This window comes from Mesorhizobium sp. 8 (assembly GCF_006351905.1).
Lineage (GTDB): Bacteria > Pseudomonadota > Alphaproteobacteria > Rhizobiales > Rhizobiaceae > Mesorhizobium > Mesorhizobium composti.
Genome location: NZ_CP040914.1, coordinates 4,523,836 through 4,542,137, shown reverse-complemented (window position 1 = coordinate 4,542,137; position 18,302 = coordinate 4,523,836). Strand labels below are relative to the sequence as shown.

The 18,302-nt window shown below is 65.7% G+C and carries 18 protein-coding genes; 4 read left to right on the top strand and 14 right to left on the bottom strand.

All coding sequences use genetic code 11. The features are described from left to right. Positions 1 to 3: 3 nt before the first annotated feature. Positions 4 to 387 (bottom strand): 30S ribosomal protein S15, encoded by a 384-nt coding sequence (rpsO, locus tag FGU64_RS21905; protein ID WP_281405284.1) that lies wholly within the window; start codon positions 385 to 387, stop codon positions 4 to 6. Positions 388 to 518: 131 nt separating this feature from the next. On the opposite strand from rpsO, the gene FGU64_RS21900 reads away from it, so the two are divergent. The 3 genes from FGU64_RS21900 to FGU64_RS21890 are packed head-to-tail and all read left to right on the top strand — an operon-like array spanning position 519 to position 3,202. Continuing rightward, positions 519 to 1,370, top strand: coding sequence for an ABC transporter ATP-binding protein (locus FGU64_RS21900; RefSeq protein WP_139955021.1), 852 nt, complete (start codon positions 519 to 521; stop codon positions 1,368 to 1,370). Beyond that, on the top strand, positions 1,370 to 2,140 hold the full coding sequence (locus tag FGU64_RS21895) for an ABC transporter permease (RefSeq protein ID WP_139955509.1): 771 nt from the start codon (positions 1,370 to 1,372) through the stop codon (positions 2,138 to 2,140). The genes FGU64_RS21900 and FGU64_RS21895 overlap by 1 nt, the downstream gene beginning before the upstream one ends. Positions 2,141 to 2,170: 30 nt before the next feature. After that, complete coding sequence (locus tag FGU64_RS21890; RefSeq protein ID WP_139955020.1) at positions 2,171 to 3,202, top strand: ABC transporter substrate-binding protein; 1,032 nt, start codon at positions 2,171 to 2,173, stop codon at positions 3,200 to 3,202. Positions 3,203 to 3,250: 48 nt separating this feature from the next. Here FGU64_RS21890 and corA read toward each other — a convergent pair whose 3' ends face one another. The 7 genes from corA to rimP form a co-directional block, all read right to left on the bottom strand. Further along, a complete protein-coding gene (gene corA, locus FGU64_RS21885; RefSeq protein WP_139955019.1) occupies positions 3,251 to 4,339 on the bottom strand; it encodes a magnesium/cobalt transporter CorA in 1,089 nt (362 codons plus the stop codon). A gap of 71 nt (positions 4,340 to 4,410) precedes the next feature. After that, positions 4,411 to 5,364 (bottom strand): tRNA pseudouridine(55) synthase TruB, encoded by a 954-nt coding sequence (truB, locus tag FGU64_RS21880; RefSeq protein ID WP_139955018.1) that lies wholly within the window; start codon positions 5,362 to 5,364, stop codon positions 4,411 to 4,413. After that, positions 5,365 to 5,772, bottom strand: a complete 408-nt coding sequence (gene rbfA / locus FGU64_RS21875) for a 30S ribosome-binding factor RbfA (protein ID WP_139955017.1) — start codon at positions 5,770 to 5,772, stop codon at positions 5,365 to 5,367. An 83-nt stretch (positions 5,773 to 5,855) separates the two neighbouring features. Continuing rightward, positions 5,856 to 8,429 carry a translation initiation factor IF-2 gene (gene infB / locus FGU64_RS21870; protein WP_139955016.1) on the bottom strand — a complete coding sequence of 858 codons (2,574 nt, stop codon included), beginning with the start codon at positions 8,427 to 8,429 and terminating at the stop codon, positions 5,856 to 5,858. Then, on the bottom strand, positions 8,426 to 9,076 hold the full coding sequence (locus FGU64_RS21865) for an RNA-binding protein (protein WP_139955508.1): 651 nt from the start codon (positions 9,074 to 9,076) through the stop codon (positions 8,426 to 8,428). The genes infB and FGU64_RS21865 overlap by 4 nt, the downstream gene beginning before the upstream one ends. 32 nt (positions 9,077 to 9,108) lie before the next feature. Then, positions 9,109 to 10,710 (bottom strand): transcription termination factor NusA, encoded by a 1,602-nt coding sequence (gene nusA / locus FGU64_RS21860; RefSeq protein WP_136359351.1) that lies wholly within the window; start codon positions 10,708 to 10,710, stop codon positions 9,109 to 9,111. A gap of 44 nt (positions 10,711 to 10,754) precedes the next feature. Then, positions 10,755 to 11,381 (bottom strand): ribosome maturation factor RimP, encoded by a 627-nt coding sequence (gene rimP / locus FGU64_RS21855; protein ID WP_139955015.1) that lies wholly within the window; start codon positions 11,379 to 11,381, stop codon positions 10,755 to 10,757. A gap of 264 nt (positions 11,382 to 11,645) precedes the next feature. Here rimP and FGU64_RS23375 point away from each other — a divergent pair, with 264 nt between their 5' ends. After that, positions 11,646 to 11,813 carry a hypothetical protein gene (locus FGU64_RS23375; RefSeq protein WP_180375589.1) on the top strand — a complete coding sequence of 56 codons (168 nt, stop codon included), beginning with the start codon at positions 11,646 to 11,648 and terminating at the stop codon, positions 11,811 to 11,813. A 3-nt stretch (positions 11,814 to 11,816) separates the two neighbouring features. On the opposite strand, the gene FGU64_RS21850 is transcribed toward FGU64_RS23375, so the two are convergent. The 6 genes from FGU64_RS21850 to FGU64_RS21825 form a co-directional block, all read right to left on the bottom strand. Next, positions 11,817 to 12,482 (bottom strand): FAD-binding oxidoreductase, encoded by a 666-nt coding sequence (locus FGU64_RS21850; RefSeq protein ID WP_139955014.1) that lies wholly within the window; start codon positions 12,480 to 12,482, stop codon positions 11,817 to 11,819. An 89-nt stretch (positions 12,483 to 12,571) separates the two neighbouring features. Continuing rightward, positions 12,572 to 13,291 (bottom strand): tRNA (guanine(46)-N(7))-methyltransferase TrmB, encoded by a 720-nt coding sequence (locus tag FGU64_RS21845; RefSeq protein WP_139955013.1) that lies wholly within the window; start codon positions 13,289 to 13,291, stop codon positions 12,572 to 12,574. 5 nt (positions 13,292 to 13,296) lie between these two features. Next, the gene (gene metK / locus FGU64_RS21840) at positions 13,297 to 14,616 is read right to left on the bottom strand and encodes a methionine adenosyltransferase (protein WP_139955012.1); all 1,320 of its coding nucleotides are present in this window, start codon (positions 14,614 to 14,616) and stop codon (positions 13,297 to 13,299) included. 179 nt (positions 14,617 to 14,795) lie between these two features. Beyond that, the gene (locus FGU64_RS21835; protein ID WP_136359437.1) at positions 14,796 to 15,212 is read right to left on the bottom strand and encodes a helix-turn-helix transcriptional regulator; all 417 of its coding nucleotides are present in this window, start codon (positions 15,210 to 15,212) and stop codon (positions 14,796 to 14,798) included. 126 nt (positions 15,213 to 15,338) lie between these two features. After that, on the bottom strand, positions 15,339 to 17,000 hold the full coding sequence (gene lnt, locus FGU64_RS21830; RefSeq protein WP_139955011.1) for an apolipoprotein N-acyltransferase: 1,662 nt from the start codon (positions 16,998 to 17,000) through the stop codon (positions 15,339 to 15,341). Between the two features lie 224 nt (positions 17,001 to 17,224). After that, positions 17,225 to 18,295: a hemolysin family protein gene (locus FGU64_RS21825; protein WP_136359357.1), complete on the bottom strand. Its 1,071-nt coding sequence runs from the start codon at positions 18,293 to 18,295 to the stop codon at positions 17,225 to 17,227. Between the last annotated feature and the right edge of the window lie 7 nt (positions 18,296 to 18,302).

Genomic DNA, 18,302 nt, shown 5'->3' with positions numbered 1-18,302 from the left:
TGGTCAGCGACGCAGTTCGAGTTTCTCGATCAGCGTCTGGTAACGCGCCTCATCCTTGCGCTTGAGGTAATCAAGCAGGCTGCGGCGCTGGGAAACGAGAGCGAGCAGGCCACGGCGGGAATGGTTGTCCTTCTTGTGGCCCTTGAAGTGCTCGGTCAGATTCTTGATGCGTTCCGAAAGGATGGCGACCTGCACCTCCGGCGAACCGGTGTCGCCCTTGACGGTGGCGAACTGAGCCATCAATTCCTTCTTGCGTTCGGCAGTAACCGACATCGTGCTTTTCCTTGTCTGTTGGAGGAAACGGGACGCCTTGAGCCGGGATGTCGTCCAGCAAAGGCCAGTACAAACGGCTCGGACCAGCTTCCTGCCGGCCAAGCTGGCGCGCATATAGGCGATTTTGCCGCGTCTGGCTAGTCCCGTCCCGAGAAAGGCTGGTCCGGCGTTTTTGCAACCCCGGCTCTGGTCATGTCAGTTTGACTGACCTAAAAGTGGAGTGGCCAACCCGGCCGGGAGGACAAATGCAGGCTGAGACTGGCCAGACCCCGCAGGACGCCGTCCATCTGGACGGGGTGGCAATTTCATTCGATCTCGCGCAGGGCCGCCGTTTCGACGCCGTCGCGCCGACCGACCTCGCCGTCGGCTCCCATCAGTTCGTCGCCATCGTCGGTCCCACCGGATGCGGCAAGTCCACCCTGCTCAACGCGACGGCCGGGCTGCTGAAGCCGGCGCAAGGAGCGGTCAGGATCTTCGGCCAGCCGCTCACCGGCATGAACAAGTCGGCCGGCTACCTCTTCCAGCAGGATGCGCTGATGCCGTGGAAGACGGTCATCGAGAACGTCGCCATCGGGCTGGAGATCGCGGGCGTCGCCCGTGCCGAGGCCCGGCGCGAGGCACAAGGCTGGCTGGAGCGCGTCGGCTTAAGCGCCTTCGCCGACCGCTATCCGCAAATGCTGTCCGGCGGCCAGCGCAAGCGCGTCGGCCTGGCGCAGGTGCTGATCCGCAATCCGAAGCTGCTCCTGATGGACGAGCCCTTCGGCCCGCTCGACGCGCAGACGCGGCTCATCATGGGCGACCTGCTGCTCAACCTGTGGTCGGAAGACCGCAAGGCGGTGCTATTCGTCACCCATGACCTCGACGAGGCCATCGCGCTGTCCGACCGTGTCATCATCATGTCGGCCGGGCCGCGCTCGCGCATCATCGGCGACTATGCGATCCCGCTGGCGCGGCCGCGCGAGATCGGCGAAATCCGCCACGATCCGCTGTTCAACGATCTCCACCGTACCATCTGGAATGCGCTGCGCGACGAGGTGATCGCCGCCTATCGCCAGACCGGCGCCGTGTCCGATACCAAGGCATCGGTCGCCTCATGATGAACCGTGCCGCCCTGATTTCCCTGCAGGTCCTCGTGGCCGTCATCATCGTCGTTCTATGGCACCTCGCCTCGACGACAACGCTGTTCGGCAACCCCAAGACCGTCGCTTTCTTCTTCGGCGATCCGGTGAGCGTCATGCGCCGCGTCGGTGAGTGGGTGTTCGAAGGCTCGATCTGGTATCACCTGTGGATCACGCTGTCGGAATCGATCCTCGCCTTCCTCATCGGCGCGGCCGGCGGCGTGCTGTTCGGCTTCTGGTTCGCGCGCAAGCCACTGGTCGCCGCCGTCTTCGACCCCTATGTCAAGGCCGCCAACGCGCTGCCGCGCGTCGTGCTGGCACCGATCTTCGCGCTGTGGTTCGGCCTCGGCATCTGGTCGAAGGTAGCACTCGGCATCACGCTGGTCTTCTTCATCGTCTTCTTCAACGTCTACCAGGGTGTCAAGGAAGTCAGCCCGACGGTGCTTTCCAACGCGCGCATGCTGGGCATGAACGAGCGGCAGTTGCTCCGGCACGTCTATCTGCCCTCGGCATTGTCATGGATGTTCTCCAGCCTGCACACCTCCGTCGGCTTCGCCGTCGTCGGAGCGGTGGTCGGCGAATATCTCGGCTCCGCCGCGGGCCTCGGCTATCTCATCCAGCAGGCGGAAGGCGTCTTCGACGTCACCGGTGTGTTCGCCGGCATGTTCGTGCTGATGGCCTTCGTTCTCTTGGTCGACTGGCTGGTCGGGCTGGTCGAGAAGCGGCTTCTGGCGTGGCGCGGCCGCTAGCCTTATTCGAAACATCAAGGAGGAAAGACCATGAAACGCAGAGATTTCCTGATCGGAACCGCGGGCATCGGCCTCGCTGCGCCGCTCTTCAGCATGCTTCCGGCGGCGGCCGAGGATGCCGCGCCGGAAAAGCCGGATCTTACCCTCGGCGTCGGCGGCAAGCCGCTTCTCTACTACCTCCCGCTGACGATCGCGGAGCGGAAGGGCTTCTTCAAGGAGGAAGGCCTCAACGTCACGATCAACGACTTCGCCGGCGGTTCGAAATCGCTGCAGGCGCTGATCGGCGGCTCGGTCGACGTCGTTACCGGCGCCTACGAACACACGATCCGCATGCAGGACAAGGGCCAGGACATCACCGCCGTCTGCGACCTCGGCCGCTTCCCGGGCATCGTGATTGCGGTGCGCAAGGACCTTGCCGGCGAGATCAAGTCGGTGGCCGACCTCAAGGGCAGGAAGATGGGCGTCACCGCGCCGGGTTCTTCGACGGCGCTGATGCTGCAATACGCGTTGCAGAAGAACGGCCTGAAGGCCGACGACGTCGCCATGATCGGCATCGGCGGCGGCGCCAGCGCGGTCGCGGCGATCAAGAAAGGCGAGATCGACGGCCTGTCGCATCTCGACCCGGTGATCGCGCAACTGCAATTCGAGGGCGATATCGCCGTGCTGCTCGACACACGCACGGAAGCGGGCACGCGCGCCCTGTTCGGCGGGCCGAACCCGGCGGCGACGGTCTATGTCCAGCGCGCCTTCGCCGAGGCCAATCCCGTCACCATGCAGCGCACGGTCAACGCCTTCATGAAGGCACTGAAGTGGATCAGCGAGGCCAAGCCCGAAGACGTCGCCGCGACGGTGCCGGAGGAATACCTGCTCGGCAACAAGGACCTCTACATGCAGGCCTTCCAGAATTCCAAGGAAATGTATTCGCCGGACGGCATGGTGACCAAGGAAGGCTACGATTCGATGATGGGCGTGCTGAAGAAGCTCGACCCGGAACTCGCCAACGCCGACGTGCCCTACGAAAAGACGTTCGATCCGAAATTCGTGCAGGCGGCGAAAACCTGAAGCGCCTTACCCGACGGAAACTTCAACGGGGCCGCATCGGCCCCGTTTTCATAGCCACTTCTTGCGCTTGAAGTAGATATACATCGCGACCGCCACGGCAACCATGAAGCCGAGCGCAGCCGGATAGCCGTAATAGGCGCGCAGTTCCGGCATGTTCCAGGGCGAGGTGTCGGGATCGAAGTTCATGCCCCAGACGCCGACGAGGAATGTGAGCGGAATGAAGATGGCCGAGACGATGGTGAGTAGCGAGATCACGTCGTTGGTACGCGCCTGGGAAAGCGACAGGTGCATCTCGATCAGCCCCGTCATGGTGTCGCGCTCCGTCTCGACCATCTCGATCAGCCGGATGGCGTGGTCGAGCGTGTCGTTGAAGAACACCTTCGTCTCGGCGTGAATGCAGGAGACCTCGCTGCGGACGATGGCCGCCAGCGCGTCGCGCAACGGCCACAGCACGCCCTTGAGGGCGTTGATGTGGCGGCGCATCTGCTGGAGTTGCAGCATCTGCTGCTTCTGCGGTGAATTCAGCATGGCGTCTTCTACTCTTTCGGCCATGTCGCCGGACGCCTCGATCGGAGCGAAGTAGCTGTCGACGATGGCGTCGATCAGCGCGTAGGCGAGATAGTCGGCGCCGCGCGTGCGCAGCCGGTTCGGGCTGGAGCTTTCGATGCGCTTGCGCACGGGATCGAACGGATCGCCCTCGCGCTCCTGGAAGGTGACGACGAAATTGTCGCCGAAGAAGACGGCGATCTGCTCGTAGCGGTGGGTGGCCGGATCGTCGATCATCGACAGGACGACGAAGGCGTGGTCGTCATAGAAATCGACCTTCGGACGCTGGCCGGTGTTGACGACGTCTTCCAGGGCCAGCGGATGCAGGCCGAAAATGCGGCCGATCTCCTCGACCACCGCGATATCGGCGAGGCCGGTGCAATCGAGCCAGACCAGCGGCCAGTGGCCGCGGCTCTTGACCAAATCGTTGAGGCCGGCGTCCTGGACGGTCCTGGTTTTTTCCGCCGCGATCAGCGTCAACGTCAGCCGGGTCTTTTGCGCGGACGGATCGGCGATCAGCGTGCCGGGCGAGGCGCCGACCGGCGAGCGCCGCGCCTTGCGCCTGATACGTTTGCCGTCAGCCTTCGCCATGTGCCGATTCCCGATCAGGCCAAGCCTATTGCGAGTCGGCTTGAGCGTGAATGCCCTGCCGGAAGGTGGCGTCAGCCGACGAAGACCCTTTTCGGCTTGAACATGCCGTGCTCGATGGCTCCGATGGCGACGAGGCGTCCGCGCGCGGTGGCGCAGGCCTCCTCGGCCTCCAGCGGTGCGTCGCGGCCGCGCACGATGACGGCGTTGCCGAGCCTGAGCTTGGTCGCCGCGTCGTCGCCGACGGCGACCTGCGGCAGGCAATCGAGCGCCGCCACCGTATCGATGAGGAAATCGTCTACCGCGGCGAAATCCATTGGCAGGTCGCCGCTGTCGGGCTGGCCGGCCTCGCCGAAGCGCGCCAGTTCCAGTTCCTTGACGGTGACGAAATCATCCGGCGTGAACGGATCGACCTCGGTGCGGCGCAGTTCGGCGATGTGACCGTAGCAGCCGAGGTCGCGGCCCATGTCGCGCGCGAGCGAGCGCACATAGGTGCCCTTGCCGCACTCGATCTCGAAGACGGTGCGGTCGGCGGAATGCTCGACGATGTCGAGCCGGCCGATCTCGACCTCGCGGGCGGGAATCTCCACCGTCTCGCCCTCGCGGGCGAGGTCGTAGGCGCGCTCGCCGGCGATCTTGATGGCCGAGAACTGCGGCGGCGTCTGCATGATGACACCGGTGTATTTCGGCATGACGGCGCGGACGTCCTGTTCCAACGGGCGCCTGTCGGAGCTTTTGGTCACCGGGCCTTCGAGGTCGTCGGTGGAACGCTCCTCGCCCCAGGCCACCGTGAAGCGGTAGACCTTGGCGCCGTCCTGCACGTAGGGCACCGTCTTGGTCGCCTCGCCGAGCGCGATCGGCAGCATGCCGGACGCCAGCGGGTCGAGCGTGCCGGCATGGCCGGCCTTCTCGGCCTGAAACAGCCACTTGATCTTCGAGACGGCTTCGGTCGAGCCCATGCCGACCGGCTTGTCGAGGATCACCCAGCCGGAAACGGGCCGGCCCTTCTTCTTGCGCGGGCGGGACATCTATTCCTCATTCTCGTCGTCATGCCGCAGGTCGCGCGCGACCTCGGGCGAATGCAGGAGATCGTTGATCTTCTGGAAATTGTCGTAGCTGGTGTCGAGCCGGAAGCGGAATTCAGGCATGTATTTCATCTGCCTGAGCGCCGGCGACATGCGGCCGCGAATGAAGCGCGCGTGCCGGTTCAGCGCCTCCACCACCGCCGCGTCGTCCGCAGCACCCAGCGGCGCGACGAAGGCGGTGGCGATCTTCAGGTCCGGCGACATGCGCACTTCCGAGACCGAGATCACTGCCGTCTCGATCAGGTCGTCGCGCACCTCGCCGCGCTGGAGCAGGTCGGAAAGCGCATGGCGCACCTGCTCGCCGACGCGCAACATGCGCTGGGAGGGACCGGAAGTGTTGGAACGGGGCATTGTCGTCTGTCCTGAAAGTCAAACGGCGCGGGATGGGACCGCGCCGTTGCCTGAAACGGAAGGCCACCGCCTTCCTCGTCCGGTCATAGCGTGCGCGTCACCATCTCGACGCGGAAGCACTCGATGATGTCGCCGACCTGGATGTTCTCGTAGTTCTGGAACGCCATGCCGCATTCCTGCCCGACGGGAACCTCCGGCACCTCGTCCTTGAAGCGCTTCAAGGTCTTCAGCGTGCCTTCGTGGATGACGACGTTCTCGCGGATCAGGCGCACGCCCGCGCCGCGCTCCACCTTGCCTTCGGTGACGCGGCAGCCCGCGACCTTGCCGACCTTGGTGATGTTGAACACCTCCAGGATCTCGGCGTTGCCGATGAAGGTCTCGCGGCGTTCCGGCGACAGCATCCCCGACATCGCCGCCTTCACGTCATCCACGAGGTTGTAGATGATGTTGTAGTAGCGGATCTCGATGTCAGCCTGCTCGGCCGCCTGCCTGGCCTGCGCGTTGGCACGCACGTTGAAGCCGATGATGGCGGCTCCCGACGTTTCGGCCAGCGTCACGTCGCTCTCGGTGATGGCGCCGGCGCCCGAATGGACGATGCGCGCGCGCACCTCGTCGTTGCCGAGCTTTTCGAGTGCCGCGTCGATCGCCTCGATGGAGCCCTGCACGTCGCCCTTGACGATGAGCGGGAACTCCTTGGTGCCGGCCTGCTGGAGCTGCGACATCATCTGCTCGAGCGAGCCGCGCTGGCCGGCATGCTTGGCCACCGCCTTGTCGCGGGCGAGCCGCTGGCGGTATTCGGTGATCTCGCGGGCGCGGGCCTCGTTGTTGACGATGGCGAAGCGGTCGCCCGCCTGGGGCGTACCCTGGAGACCGAGCACCTCGACGGGCATTGCCGGCGGCGCTTCCTTGACCTGCTCGCCACGGTCGTTGACCAGTGCGCGCACGCGGCCCCACTCGTTGCCGGCGACGAGGATCTCGCCGGGCAGCAGCGTGCCGGTCTGCACCAGCACGGTGGCGACCGGGCCGCGGCCCTTGTCCAGCCGCGCCTCGATGACGACGCCTTCGGCGGTGCGGTCGGGATTGGCCTTGAGGTCGAGGATTTCGGCCTGCAACAGAATGGCTTCCAAGAGCTTGTCGATGCCGGCGCCCGTCTTGGCCGAGACCTCGACGTCCAGCGTCTCGCCGCCCATCTCTTCCACCACGATCTCGTGCTGGAGAAGCTGGGTGCGCACCTTCTGGGGGTTGGCCTCGTGCTTGTCGACCTTGTTGATGGCGACGATGATCGGCACGCCGGCGGCGCGGGCGTGGTTGATGGACTCCACCGTCTGCGGCATCACGCTGTCATCGGCCGCCACCACCAGAACGGCGATGTCGGTGGACTGCGCGCCGCGCGCCCGCATCGCCGTGAAGGCGGCGTGGCCGGGCGTGTCGATGAAGGTGATCTGCTGGCCGTTCTTCTCGACCTGATAGGCGCCGATGTGCTGGGTGATGCCGCCCGCCTCGCCCGACTGGACGTGGGCGTTGCGGATGGCGTCGAGCAGCGAGGTCTTGCCGTGGTCGACGTGGCCCATGATCGTGACCACCGGCGGCCGCGACACCAGATCCTCCTCGCGGTCGGGGATGTTGAACAGCCCCTCCTCGATGTCGGACTCGGCGACGCGCTTGACGGTGTGGCCGAATTCGGAAGCGACCAGCTCGGCCGTGTCGGCGTCGATGACGTCGCCCGGCTTCATGATCTGGCCCTGCTTCATGAAGAACTTCACCACGTCGACGGCGCGCTCGGACATGCGCTGCGCCAGTTCCTGGATGGTGATCGTCTCGGGAATGGTCACTTCGCGCATCACCTTTTCGCGCGGCTCATTGTGCATGGCGCGCTTGAACTTCTCCTGCCGGCGGCGCATGGCCGCTAGCGAACGGGCGCGGGCGTCGCCATCCTCGGAAGACAGGGCGCTGTTCAGCGTCAGCTTGCCCTGGCGACGGTCGGCCTCGCCCTTCGTGCGGGCCGGCCTTGCCACTTCCGGCGCGACGGGACGGCGCACGGGGGCGACCGGACCACGGCCGCGCGGCCGTGCTTCCTCCTCGTCGCCACCGACGGCCTCGGCCGTCTGCGGCGCACGGCGACGCGCTTCTTCCTCGGCGCGGCGGCGCGATTCCGCCTCGGCCTTCAGGCGCGCTTCCTCTTCAGCCTGGCGGCGCGCCGATTCCTCGCGCTCGCGCTTGCGGCGCTCGTCTTCCTCGGCACGGCGCTTGGCATCCTCGGCGGCACGGGCGCGATCCTCGGCCTCACGCGCCTGCGAACCCTCGAGAGCGCGGCGGCGGGCTTCCATCTCGCCACGCGACAGCTCGTTGAGGACCATCCGCTCCTGTGGCGGCGGCGCGGGGGGCGGCGGCGCAGGCGTGCGCGGCTCGGGCGCTGCCGGCGCAGGCGCTGCCGCTGTCGCGGCCGGCGTCGGCCGCGGCGTGAAGACAGCCACTGGTTCCGGCTTCTCGCCGGGCTTTATGAACTTGCGCTTGGTCTCGACGACGACCGACTTGGTGCGGCCGTGCGAGAAATTCTGCCGCACGGTGCTCTGTTCGACACCCGGTCGCTTCAAGGTCAAGGTCTTCTTGGGGGTAACGCTCAAGGTCTTGTCGTCACCCGATTTCGTATCGCTCATTCCACATCCTCTGCGGCATCATCTTCGCCGGCAACCGCCGCAAGCATTGCCAAATCATCCAGGGAACCGCCCCGGTATCGGTCGAGCGCAACCATGCGCTTCAGGACCGCGCGACCCGCGTCCGACGCGAGAACGGCAGCATGTATCACATTTGCCCCCCCCAATGCCAAACCCAATTCCGCCTCGGCGAAAAGTTTGTAGGCAGGGATGGCAGGCCCGCCAAGATGGACGGTGGCGCGCCGGGCCTGGCTGATCTTGCGCACGCCGTCCTCGGAAGCCTCGGCCGCATGCAGCACGGCGATCGCCTTGCCGGAGCGGACGGCGCCGTCGACCTTGGCCGCTCCCAGCGCCACCATGCCTGCCTTGCGGGCAAGGCCCAGCGACCCCAGCACCGCCTTCGCCAGCAAAGCGTCGACCATGGCGCCGAGATCGGGGGGCACGACGACCTGCCGCTTGAAGGCGCGGGCAAAATGGCCCTTGGCCGCCGCCTTGTCGACATATAGGCGCTCGGCGCTGACCCAGCAACCGCGGCCGGGCAAGGTTCGCTTCAGATCGGGGACGACGGCCGAATCCGGGCCGACGACGAACCGGATGAGGTCATCCGGCTCGGCGTGTTTCCTGGTGACGATGCAGGTGCGATCGTTCATCTCGTCCAAGGGCTGCCCCGATGCGTCTCATCTCACGCTTCGGCCGCTTCGGCGGCTTCAGCGTCGGCGGCCTCGGCCTGGGCTTCCTCCTCGGAAATCCAGCCGGCCTTGAGGCGAGCCGCCAACACCATCTGCTCGGCCTCGGCCCTGGAGACGCCATGGTCGGCGAGCACACCCGGATAAACCTTGGTCTCGCCGTCCTTGCGTTCCTTCCAGCCGACGAGGTCGTCGGCGGCGTAGCCGGCGAAGTCCTCGATGGTCTTCACGCCGTCCTCGCCGAGCGCCACCATCATGGCGGTGGTGACGCCGGGAATCTCGCGCAGCTCGTCCTTGACGCCGAGCTTCTTGCGGGCGGCGTCCTGCTCGGCCTCGATCTTCTCCAGATATTCGCGGGCGCGCGTCTGGATCTCGGTCGCGGTATCCTCGTCGAAGCCGTCGATGGAGGAGATTTCATCCGGCTCGACATAGGCGACTTCCTCGACGGAGGTGAAGCCCTCGGAAGCCAGCACCTGGCCGACCATCTCATCGACGTCGAGCGCTTCCATGAACAGGTTCGAACGCTCGGTGAACTCCTTCTGGCGGCGCTCGCTTTCTTCCTGCTCGGTCAGGATGTCGATGTCCCAGCCGGTGAGCTGGGAAGCCAGACGCACGTTCTGGCCGCGACGACCGATGGCGAGCGACAGCTGGTCGTCAGGCACGACGACCTCGATGCGCTCGGCATCCTCGTCGAGCACCACCTTGGCGACCTCGGCCGGCTGCAGCGCGTTGACGATGAAGGAGGCGGCGTTCGGCGACCACGGAATGATGTCGATCTTCTCGCCCTGCAACTCGCCGACCACGGCCTGCACGCGCGAGCCGCGCATGCCGACGCAGGCGCCGACCGGATCGATCGACGAATCGCGGGAGATGACGGCGATCTTGGCGCGCGAGCCCGGATCGCGGGCCACCGACTTGATCTCGATGATGCCGTCGTAGATCTCCGGCACTTCCATGGTGAACAGCTTGGCCATGAACTGCGGATGGGTGCGCGACAGGAAAATCTGCGGGCCGCGCTGCTCGCGGCGCACGTCGTAGACATAGGCGCGAACGCGGTCGCCGTACTTGTAGTTCTCGCGCGGGATCAGTTCGTCGCGGCGAATAATCGCCTCGCCGCGGCCGAGATCAACGATGACGTTGCCATATTCGACGCGCTTGACCGTGCCGTTGACGATCTCGCCGATGCGGTCCTTGTATTCGTCGTACTGGCGGTCGCGCTCGGCCTCGCGCACCTTCTGGACGATGACCTGCTTGGCCGACTGGGCGGCGATGCGGCCGAAATCCATCGGCGGGAGCTGCTCGGCGATGAAGTCGCCGATCTGGGCGTCCGGATTGCGCTCACGCGCCGACGACAGCGCGATCTGGGTGGCGTAGTCCTCGACCGTCTCGACCACTTCCATGAGCCGCTGCAGCTTCATCTCGCCCGTATTCGGGTTGATGTCGGCGCGGATGTTGGTTTCCTGGCCATAGCGCGAGCGCGCCGCCTTCTGGATCGCGTCGGCCATGGCGGCGATGACGATTCCCTTGTCGATCGACTTTTCCCGCGCGACGGCGTCGGCGATCTGCAAAAGTTCGAGCCTGTTGGCACTGACAGCCATTTCTTTCTCCCTGACAAGGCCGCCTTTCGCGGGCGACCGCTCAATCAGCTTTCAATTTCGGTTTCGCCGGCCGCTTCGGCGCTTTCGTCCGTCTCGCCGCGATGCTTCTTCGCTTCCTTGCGTGCGCGGTTGTCCTTCGACAGCGCGTCGCGGATCAGGTCGTCGGTGAGGATCAGCCTCGCCTCGGCGATGGCGTCGTAGGGAACGGCGACGCGGGGCTCCTCGCCGTAGGCGGCTTCGCGCTCGATCACCACCGCATCCTCGCCGGCCTCGGCGATGCGCCCCTTGAAGCGCTTGCGCTCGGCAACCAGCGTCGCGGTCTCCATCTTCACCAGATGACCGGCCCAGGTCGAGAAATCCGACTTGCGCACCAACGGACGGTCGATGCCCGGCGACGACACTTCGAGGTGATAAGCCTTCTCGATGGGATCGTCGACATCGAGCGCCGGCGACACCGCGCGGCTGACCTCTTCGCAATCCTCGACGGTCATGGTGCCGTCGTTGCGCTCGGCCATGATCTGGAGGGTCAGGCCGTTCTGGCCGGACAGGCGCACGCGCACGAGGCGGAAGCCCATGCCGCGCAGCACCGGCTCGACGATCATGGCGATGCGCGCATCGATGCCGCTCTCGCGGATGATGCGGTCGTCGCCGTCGGTCACGCTCTCTGCCATCGGTTCCAGTCGGTCGCCTTTCGGGCGGCCGGTAACAAAAAAGAGCGGGACCGGGTGGACCCACTCTTCGTCATACCGACCAAGAATTTGATGCCGATATAGACGATCCATGCCGGCGTTTCAAGTCCGAAAGGCCGGCGGGCAAGCCACGCGCCGGGCGCAAGACGGCCATGCGCCAGGCGCCCTACCCGCACGGCGGGGCAACTCCTATTTATGATGCAATGCAGCACAGATGGTGCCGCACTGCGTACGAAAGGAATTGTCATGAGCAAGCGCGGCACTTTTGCAACGATTGCGGACGCGATCAACGTCCTCGGCAGCGCCGTGGCAGCCGCCTATGCGGCCGAAGCCGGCCATCGTCCGAAGGCGCGCGACCTGACCAATCTCGGCATCGAGCCGAAGGCGTTCAGGGATATCCGCCGCTACTATTGAGCCTTACCGCTCGAACACCAGATTGGTGGCGGCGGCGCCGAGCTCGGTCAGCGCGGCGTTGATGTCGGCGACCATCTTGTCCGGTCCGCAGACATAGAAATGCTGACCGAAGTCGCCGGCATGATCGCGCAGGAAGGCCTTGTCGACCGGGCCGGCGGGAAACGTCTTGCCGTCGCCGCGCGTCACCACGAACAGATGCTCAAGGCCGGGCATTTTCTCCCATAGATCGCGCAGGATGATGTCGTCTTCCGTGCGGTTGGAGAAGATCAGCCGATGGCCTGCGGCCGCCTTCCTGTCGGCAAGGTCGCGCAGGATGGCGATGAAGGGCGTGATGCCGGCGCCGCCGGCAATGAAGGTTCCCTTGCCCTTGTATTCGATCGTGCCCCACGGATCGTCGATCAGCAGCGCGTCGCCCGCTCCGAGCGTTGCCAGCCGATTGGTAACGCCGTCGTGGTCCGTATAGGTCTTGATGGTGAATTCCAGGTCCGGCCATTGGCTGAGGCCGGTGAAGGTGAAGGGCCGCTTTTCCTCGCGCCAGCCATCCTGATCGATCGAGACCTCGGTCGCCTGTCCGGGAACGAAGGCGTAACCGTCCGGTCGTTCGAACCGGAACCGGCGCACATTGTGCGTGACATTCTCAGCTTCGAGGATTTTGACCCGGTGCGCCATAGCACTTCTCCCTGCCCGTACCGTCTTGAACCTGCATCGTCTTGGATGCCGGGAAGCCTATCAGGTTCCCGCGCGGTTGCGCTATCGGTTCAACGGCGCAGGAAGGTCAGATAGGCGGGCCTGCGGCCTTCGCGGATGGCCTTGGCCTCGTAGCGCGTGCCCGGCCAGCCGGGATAGGGATCGTGCCAGTCGCGCGAAGAGGCCGCCTGCCAGTCGAAGGCACCATGGGCGCGGCAGACAAGCAGCGTCCAGTTGACATAGCTGTCGATGTCGGAGGCGAAGCAGAAGCGGCCGCCCGGCTTCAGCACGCAGGCGAAGCGGTCGAGATTGGCCTTGCCGACGAAACGCCGTTTCCAGTGCCGCTTCTTCGGCCAGGGGTCGGGATAGAGCAGATCGATGGCGTCGAGCGAGGCCGGCGGCAGCCAGTCGAGCAGGCGGGTGGCGTCGTCATCATAGACGCGCAGGTTCGCCAGCGGCTCTCGCTCCACCGCCGTCATCAGCTTGGCCATGCCGTTGACGAAGGGCTCGACGCCGATGAAGCCGGTTGCCGGCGCCGCCTTCGCCTCGTGCAGCAGATGCTCGCCGCCGCCGAAGCCGATTTCCAGACGTACAGACGAAACCGGGGCCGCAAACAAGGCCGCCAGCGCGGCGGGCGCCGCGTTGTCAAGATTGACGCCGTAGCGGGATAGCCCGGAGGCAAGGGCGGCCGCCTGATGCGGGCGGATCGCCTTGCCATGGCGCCGGCCGAAAAACGCCTCGCTGGAGCGGCTCGGCCGCCGCTCCTCGACCGGAGGTTCCGGAGCCGTCATGGCGGTCAGGCGGCCAGCGCCCGTTCCTTCGAGACGGCGTCCTTGAGCGCCTTGACGAGGTCGGTCTTCTCCCACGAGAAGGAGCCGTCGCGGCCGGGCTTGCGGCCGAAATGGCCGTAGGCCGTGGTCTTGGCGTAGATCGGCCTGTTCAGGTCCAGATGCCGGCGGATGCCCGACGGCGACAGGTCCATCACCGCGCGCAGCGCCTTCTCCAGAACGGCCTCGTCCACGGCGCCGGTGCCATGCAGGTCGACATAGACCGACAGCGGCTGGGCAACGCCGATCGCGTAGGAGAGCTGGATGGTGCAGCGCTCGGCAAGCTTGGCCGCCACCACGTTCTTGGCCAGATAGCGCGCCGCGTAAGCCGCCGAGCGGTCAACCTTGGTGGTGTCCTTGCCGGAGAAGGCGCCGCCGCCATGCGGGGCCGCACCGCCATAGGTGTCGACGATGATCTTGCGGCCGGTCAGGCCGGCGTCGCCATCGGGACCGCCGATGACGAACTTGCCGGTCGGGTTGATGTACCAGTTGCAGTCGGCGGCGATCTTCAGATCGCCGAGCGCCTCGCGGATGTAGGGCTCGACGACCTTGCGCACCTTCTTCGAATCCCAGCTTGCATCGAGATGCTGGGTCGACAGCACGATCTGCGTGACCTCGGCCGCCTCGCCGTTCTCGTAGCGCACCGTCACCTGGCTCTTGGCGTCGGGGCCGAGCCGGCCGGCGTCGCCCTGCCCTTCGTGGCGGGCGGCGGCCAGGAGTTCGAGGATCTTGTGGCTGTAGTAGATCGGCGCCGGCATCAGGTCCGGCGTCTCGCGGCAGGCATAGCCGAACATGATGCCCTGGTCGCCCGCGCCTTCCTCGCCCTGGCGGTCGGCGGCGTTGTCGACGCCCTGGCCGATGTCAGGCGACTGGCCGTGCAGCAAAACGTCGATCCGGGCCTTCTTCCAGTGGAAGCCGCTCTGCTCGTAGCCGATGTCGCGGATGGCCTTGCGCGCCGCCGACTTGAACTTCGCCGGGTTGACGGCGGGATGTCCGGCCGCGTCCAGCACCACGTTGCCGGCCTTGTCCTTCTTCAGGAGGCTGTGCGGCACACGCACCTCGCCGGCGATCACCACGCGATTGGTGGTCGCCAGCGTCTCGCAGGCGACGCGCACCTTCCACGGATCGGAAACCGCGACGTCGGCATAGCGTTTGGCGTCCTCGGGCTTTACTTTACGCGTCTCGCGATAGACCAGATCGACGATCTCGTCAGAAATGCGGTCGCAGACCTTGTCGGGATGGCCCTCGGAAACCGATTCCGAGGTGAAGAGATAATTCTGCCGCGTCACGGGTGTCCCCACTGGAAAATGGCCGGCACACCGCCAGCCTGGCGCCGATCCTGTTAGCGGGCCGCCCGACCGTCCGTCAAGACAGCCAAGGGGATCAGTCTGCCAATCCAGAGGCCGCCAGAAGAACAAAAATCCGGAGCAGCGACGTGCCCCGGCGCATTGCAGGCAACAGGCAAACGTCAGTCGGTTTCGTCGTCGGAAAGAGACTTCACCAGATCGACGATACGCCGGCGCACTTTCGCATCGGTGATGCGAAAGAACGCGCGGTTGAGTTGCAGCCCTTCCGGCGTCGAACAGAACTCCACGGCAAAGGAAGTGGGCGTGTCCTCGGCAAAGCCGGCGCCGGCCGCTTCCTGCCCCGGCGCATCCTCGAAGAAGAAGGAAACGGGTACGCCCAGAATGGAGGCGATCGCCTGCAACCGGCTGGCGCCAACCCTGTTGGTGCCTTTCTCGTATTTCTGGATCTGCTGGAAGGTGATGCCGAGGCTTTCGCCCAGCTTCTCCTGGCTCATCCCCAGCATATTGCGGCGAAGCCTGATGCGGCTGCCGACATGAGTATCGACCGGATTCGGCTTCTTCTTATTTTCTTCTACCATTTTTCCTCGCCGTTGTCCGGCTCCTTGTTCTTGCATGCCCGAGCGGAACCGGCCGTCACTCCAACCAGCGCGACCGGCCCTCCGTGAAATCAGGCGTTCCACTATGAAGTTCTAATATATCACATGTCAATTCGCCGGTAGCCTTCGCCTTACGCTGAGAAGGCCTGCGGCCAGGGCGAACAGAATCATGACGACGAATCCGTTAACGCGGCGTTGCGCAGCCGAAAGCGTCTCCTGTCGGTAAATTGGCACCCGCACATCCATCGCCCCCCGCGCATTGATGGCCAGCGCATCGATCGTCCTGCCGCGTGGATCGACGACAGCCGAGATACCGTTGTTGGCCGCCCTGAGCAGCGGCAAACCATTTTCGACGGCGCGAAGCTGCGCCTGCCGAAAATGCTGGTACGGACCGGGCGTGTCCCCAAACCACGCATCGTTCGTAACGTTTACAATAAGCTCACTTGACGCTGCGTCAACCGAAACGAGATCGGGAAAGATCACTTCGTAGCAAATGAAGGGCAGCGCGCGGGCGCCGCCGGGCACGGCGATGGCATGGCGCTCGTTGCCGGCCGAGAAATTCATCGGCCCGGCCACCAGCTGCTCGACGCCGAGACGTTTGAGCAGGCCGTCGAAAGGTAAGTATTCACCGAAGGGCACCAGATGGACCTTGTCGACGGCATCGGCGATCTCGCCGCGGTCGTCGATGGCGACAACGGAGTTGTAGTAGCGGCTGTCGGCGCCCTGCCCGGCGGCTTCCTCCTCGCGCACGGCGCCGGCGATCAGCATCTGGCCCTCGGCCAGCATGTCGCCGATCGCCGTCAGCGCGTCCGGACGCTCGGTGAACAGGAACGGCACCGAAGTTTCCGGCCACAGGATAAGCTGCGGCTTTTGATGGCCGGCCTCCGGCTCTTTCGACGACAGGGCGAGCATGGTGGCAAAGATGCGGTCGCGAACCGAGGCATCCCATTTCTCGGCGAGATCGACGGAAGGCTGGACGATGCGGACGTCCAACGTCTTGACGTCAGCAGGCTGCGGAGCGGTAAGCCGCACGTAACCAAAGCCGACATGGGCCGCCACGAGCAGCACAGCCACAGCGAAGCCGAAACGCAGATGACGGCGTCCGGCCAGCAGCGCAGGGACAGCGAAGACGAAGACGGCGAGCGCGTTCATGCCGTTCATGCCGACGACGGCATCGCTCTGCATGAGCAGCGGCACCGGCATCGCCGCATAGCCGATGGCGTTCCATGGAAAGCCGGTGAACAGGAAGCCGCGCAGCCACTCGGCGAGCGCGAAGCCGAAGGCAAGGGCTGCGATACGGCCGATGTTGCTGCTCCAGACTGACCGCGCCACGGCCGTCGCCAGACCGTAGAAGAAGGCGAGAATCAGGGGAATGCCGACCACGGCGAGCGGCAGCGCCCAGGCAAATTCGTCGGCCTCGACCAGAAGCGCGCCGCCGATCCACCACAGGCCGGCGAGGAAGTAGCCGAAGCCGAACCACCAGCCGACGGCAAAGGCCGGCCTCAGCCGACGCAGCACGCCGCCGGAGCTTTCAAGCGTGGTTCCATCGAGCAGCCAGACGAGGACGGGGAAGGCGATGAAACCGGCGGCGAAGAAATCGTACGGCGCCTGCGTCAGCACGGCCAGCGCGCCGGCGAGGAAGGCGACGAGCGCCCGCCGCCACCCCCACAGGAGGATGACGCGGCCGGCCACGCGCTCGAAAAACCGGCGGTCCGATGCGGCGGCGCCATCCGAGGGACCGGCGCGCAACCCGGATTGGCCGGCGCTCATGAGAGGAAACCGATGCAAACAGGTGCGATCATGGCCCAGCCCGCCGAATCATGCGGTGAAGTTCTAGCAGGCCGGGAGGACGGCTCCAAACGAACGCGGCACGTCCCTGCCGATGTTTTCGCCCCGGCGGGACCGAACCCGAATGTCGGCCGGCCTTGAAGTTTCCCGCAGACCGGCGTTGCGTCAGCACACGCTGACCAACAGCCCTCAAGCCGGCCCGGCTGTCACGCCTGCTCGGCACGGGCGACGCGGCGGCGGCGGTCGCCCTTGGCGGTTTCCACGATGCGCACGCGCTTGACGCGGCGCGGGTCAGCGTCCAGCACATGGAATTCGAAACCGGGAATGGCCTGCACCACTTCGCCGCGCGCCGGCACGCGGCCCAGCGTGTTGAAGATCATGCCGCCGATGGTGTCGACCGACTCGCCGTGCTCGCCGGCGGCGAAGCCGTCGCCGATCATGGTGGCAACATCGTCGATCTCGGCCTTGCCGTCGACCAGGAAGACGCCGTCGCCGGTCTTGGTCACCAGCGGCTCGTCCTCGTCGTGCTCGTCCTCGATGTCGCCGACGACCATCTCGACGATGTCTTCCAGCGAGGCCAGCCCGTCGGTGCCGCCGTATTCGTCGATGACCAGCGCCATCTGGGTGCGGCCGGCCTGCATGCGCGCCATCAGGTCGGAGGCGAGCATGGACGGGGGCACGAACAGCACCGGGCGGATCAGGTCGAGATCGCCGATGGGGCGCGTCAGGTCGACTTCCGAAAGGGCAAGGGCTGCCGCCGGCTGCGCCTTCTTACGGCCTCGACCGTTCTTCGGGCGGGCGGCGCGGGTGATGTGGCCGAGCACGTCGCGGATGTGGATCATGCCGCGCGGGTCGTCCAGCGTCTCGACATAGACGGGCATGCGCGAATGGCCGGACTGTTCGAACAGGCCGAGCAGTTCGCCCAGCGTGGTGCCGATCTCGACGCCCTCGATGTCGGCGCGCGGCACCATGACGTCCTCGACGCGCACCTCGCGCAGCCTGAGGATGTTGTTGAGCATGGCGCGTTCGCCGGGCGAGAAGGCGCCAGGCTCGCTGGTCGTCTCGGCCAGCGCGTCGGCGATCTCTTCGCGCAGCGACGTGCCGTTGCGATGACGGAACAGGCCCAGCATCCGGTCGAAAAGCGACGGTCCGGCGGGCGCCTGCTCAATGGCCGCGGTGCCGGTCGCGGTACTGGGACTGGAAGGGTCTTCCTGCTTCTCGGAAGGCTTTGCCGCGCCACCAGCCTCGGCGTGGGCGGCTTCTTGCTTGTCGTTCATCGTCGTC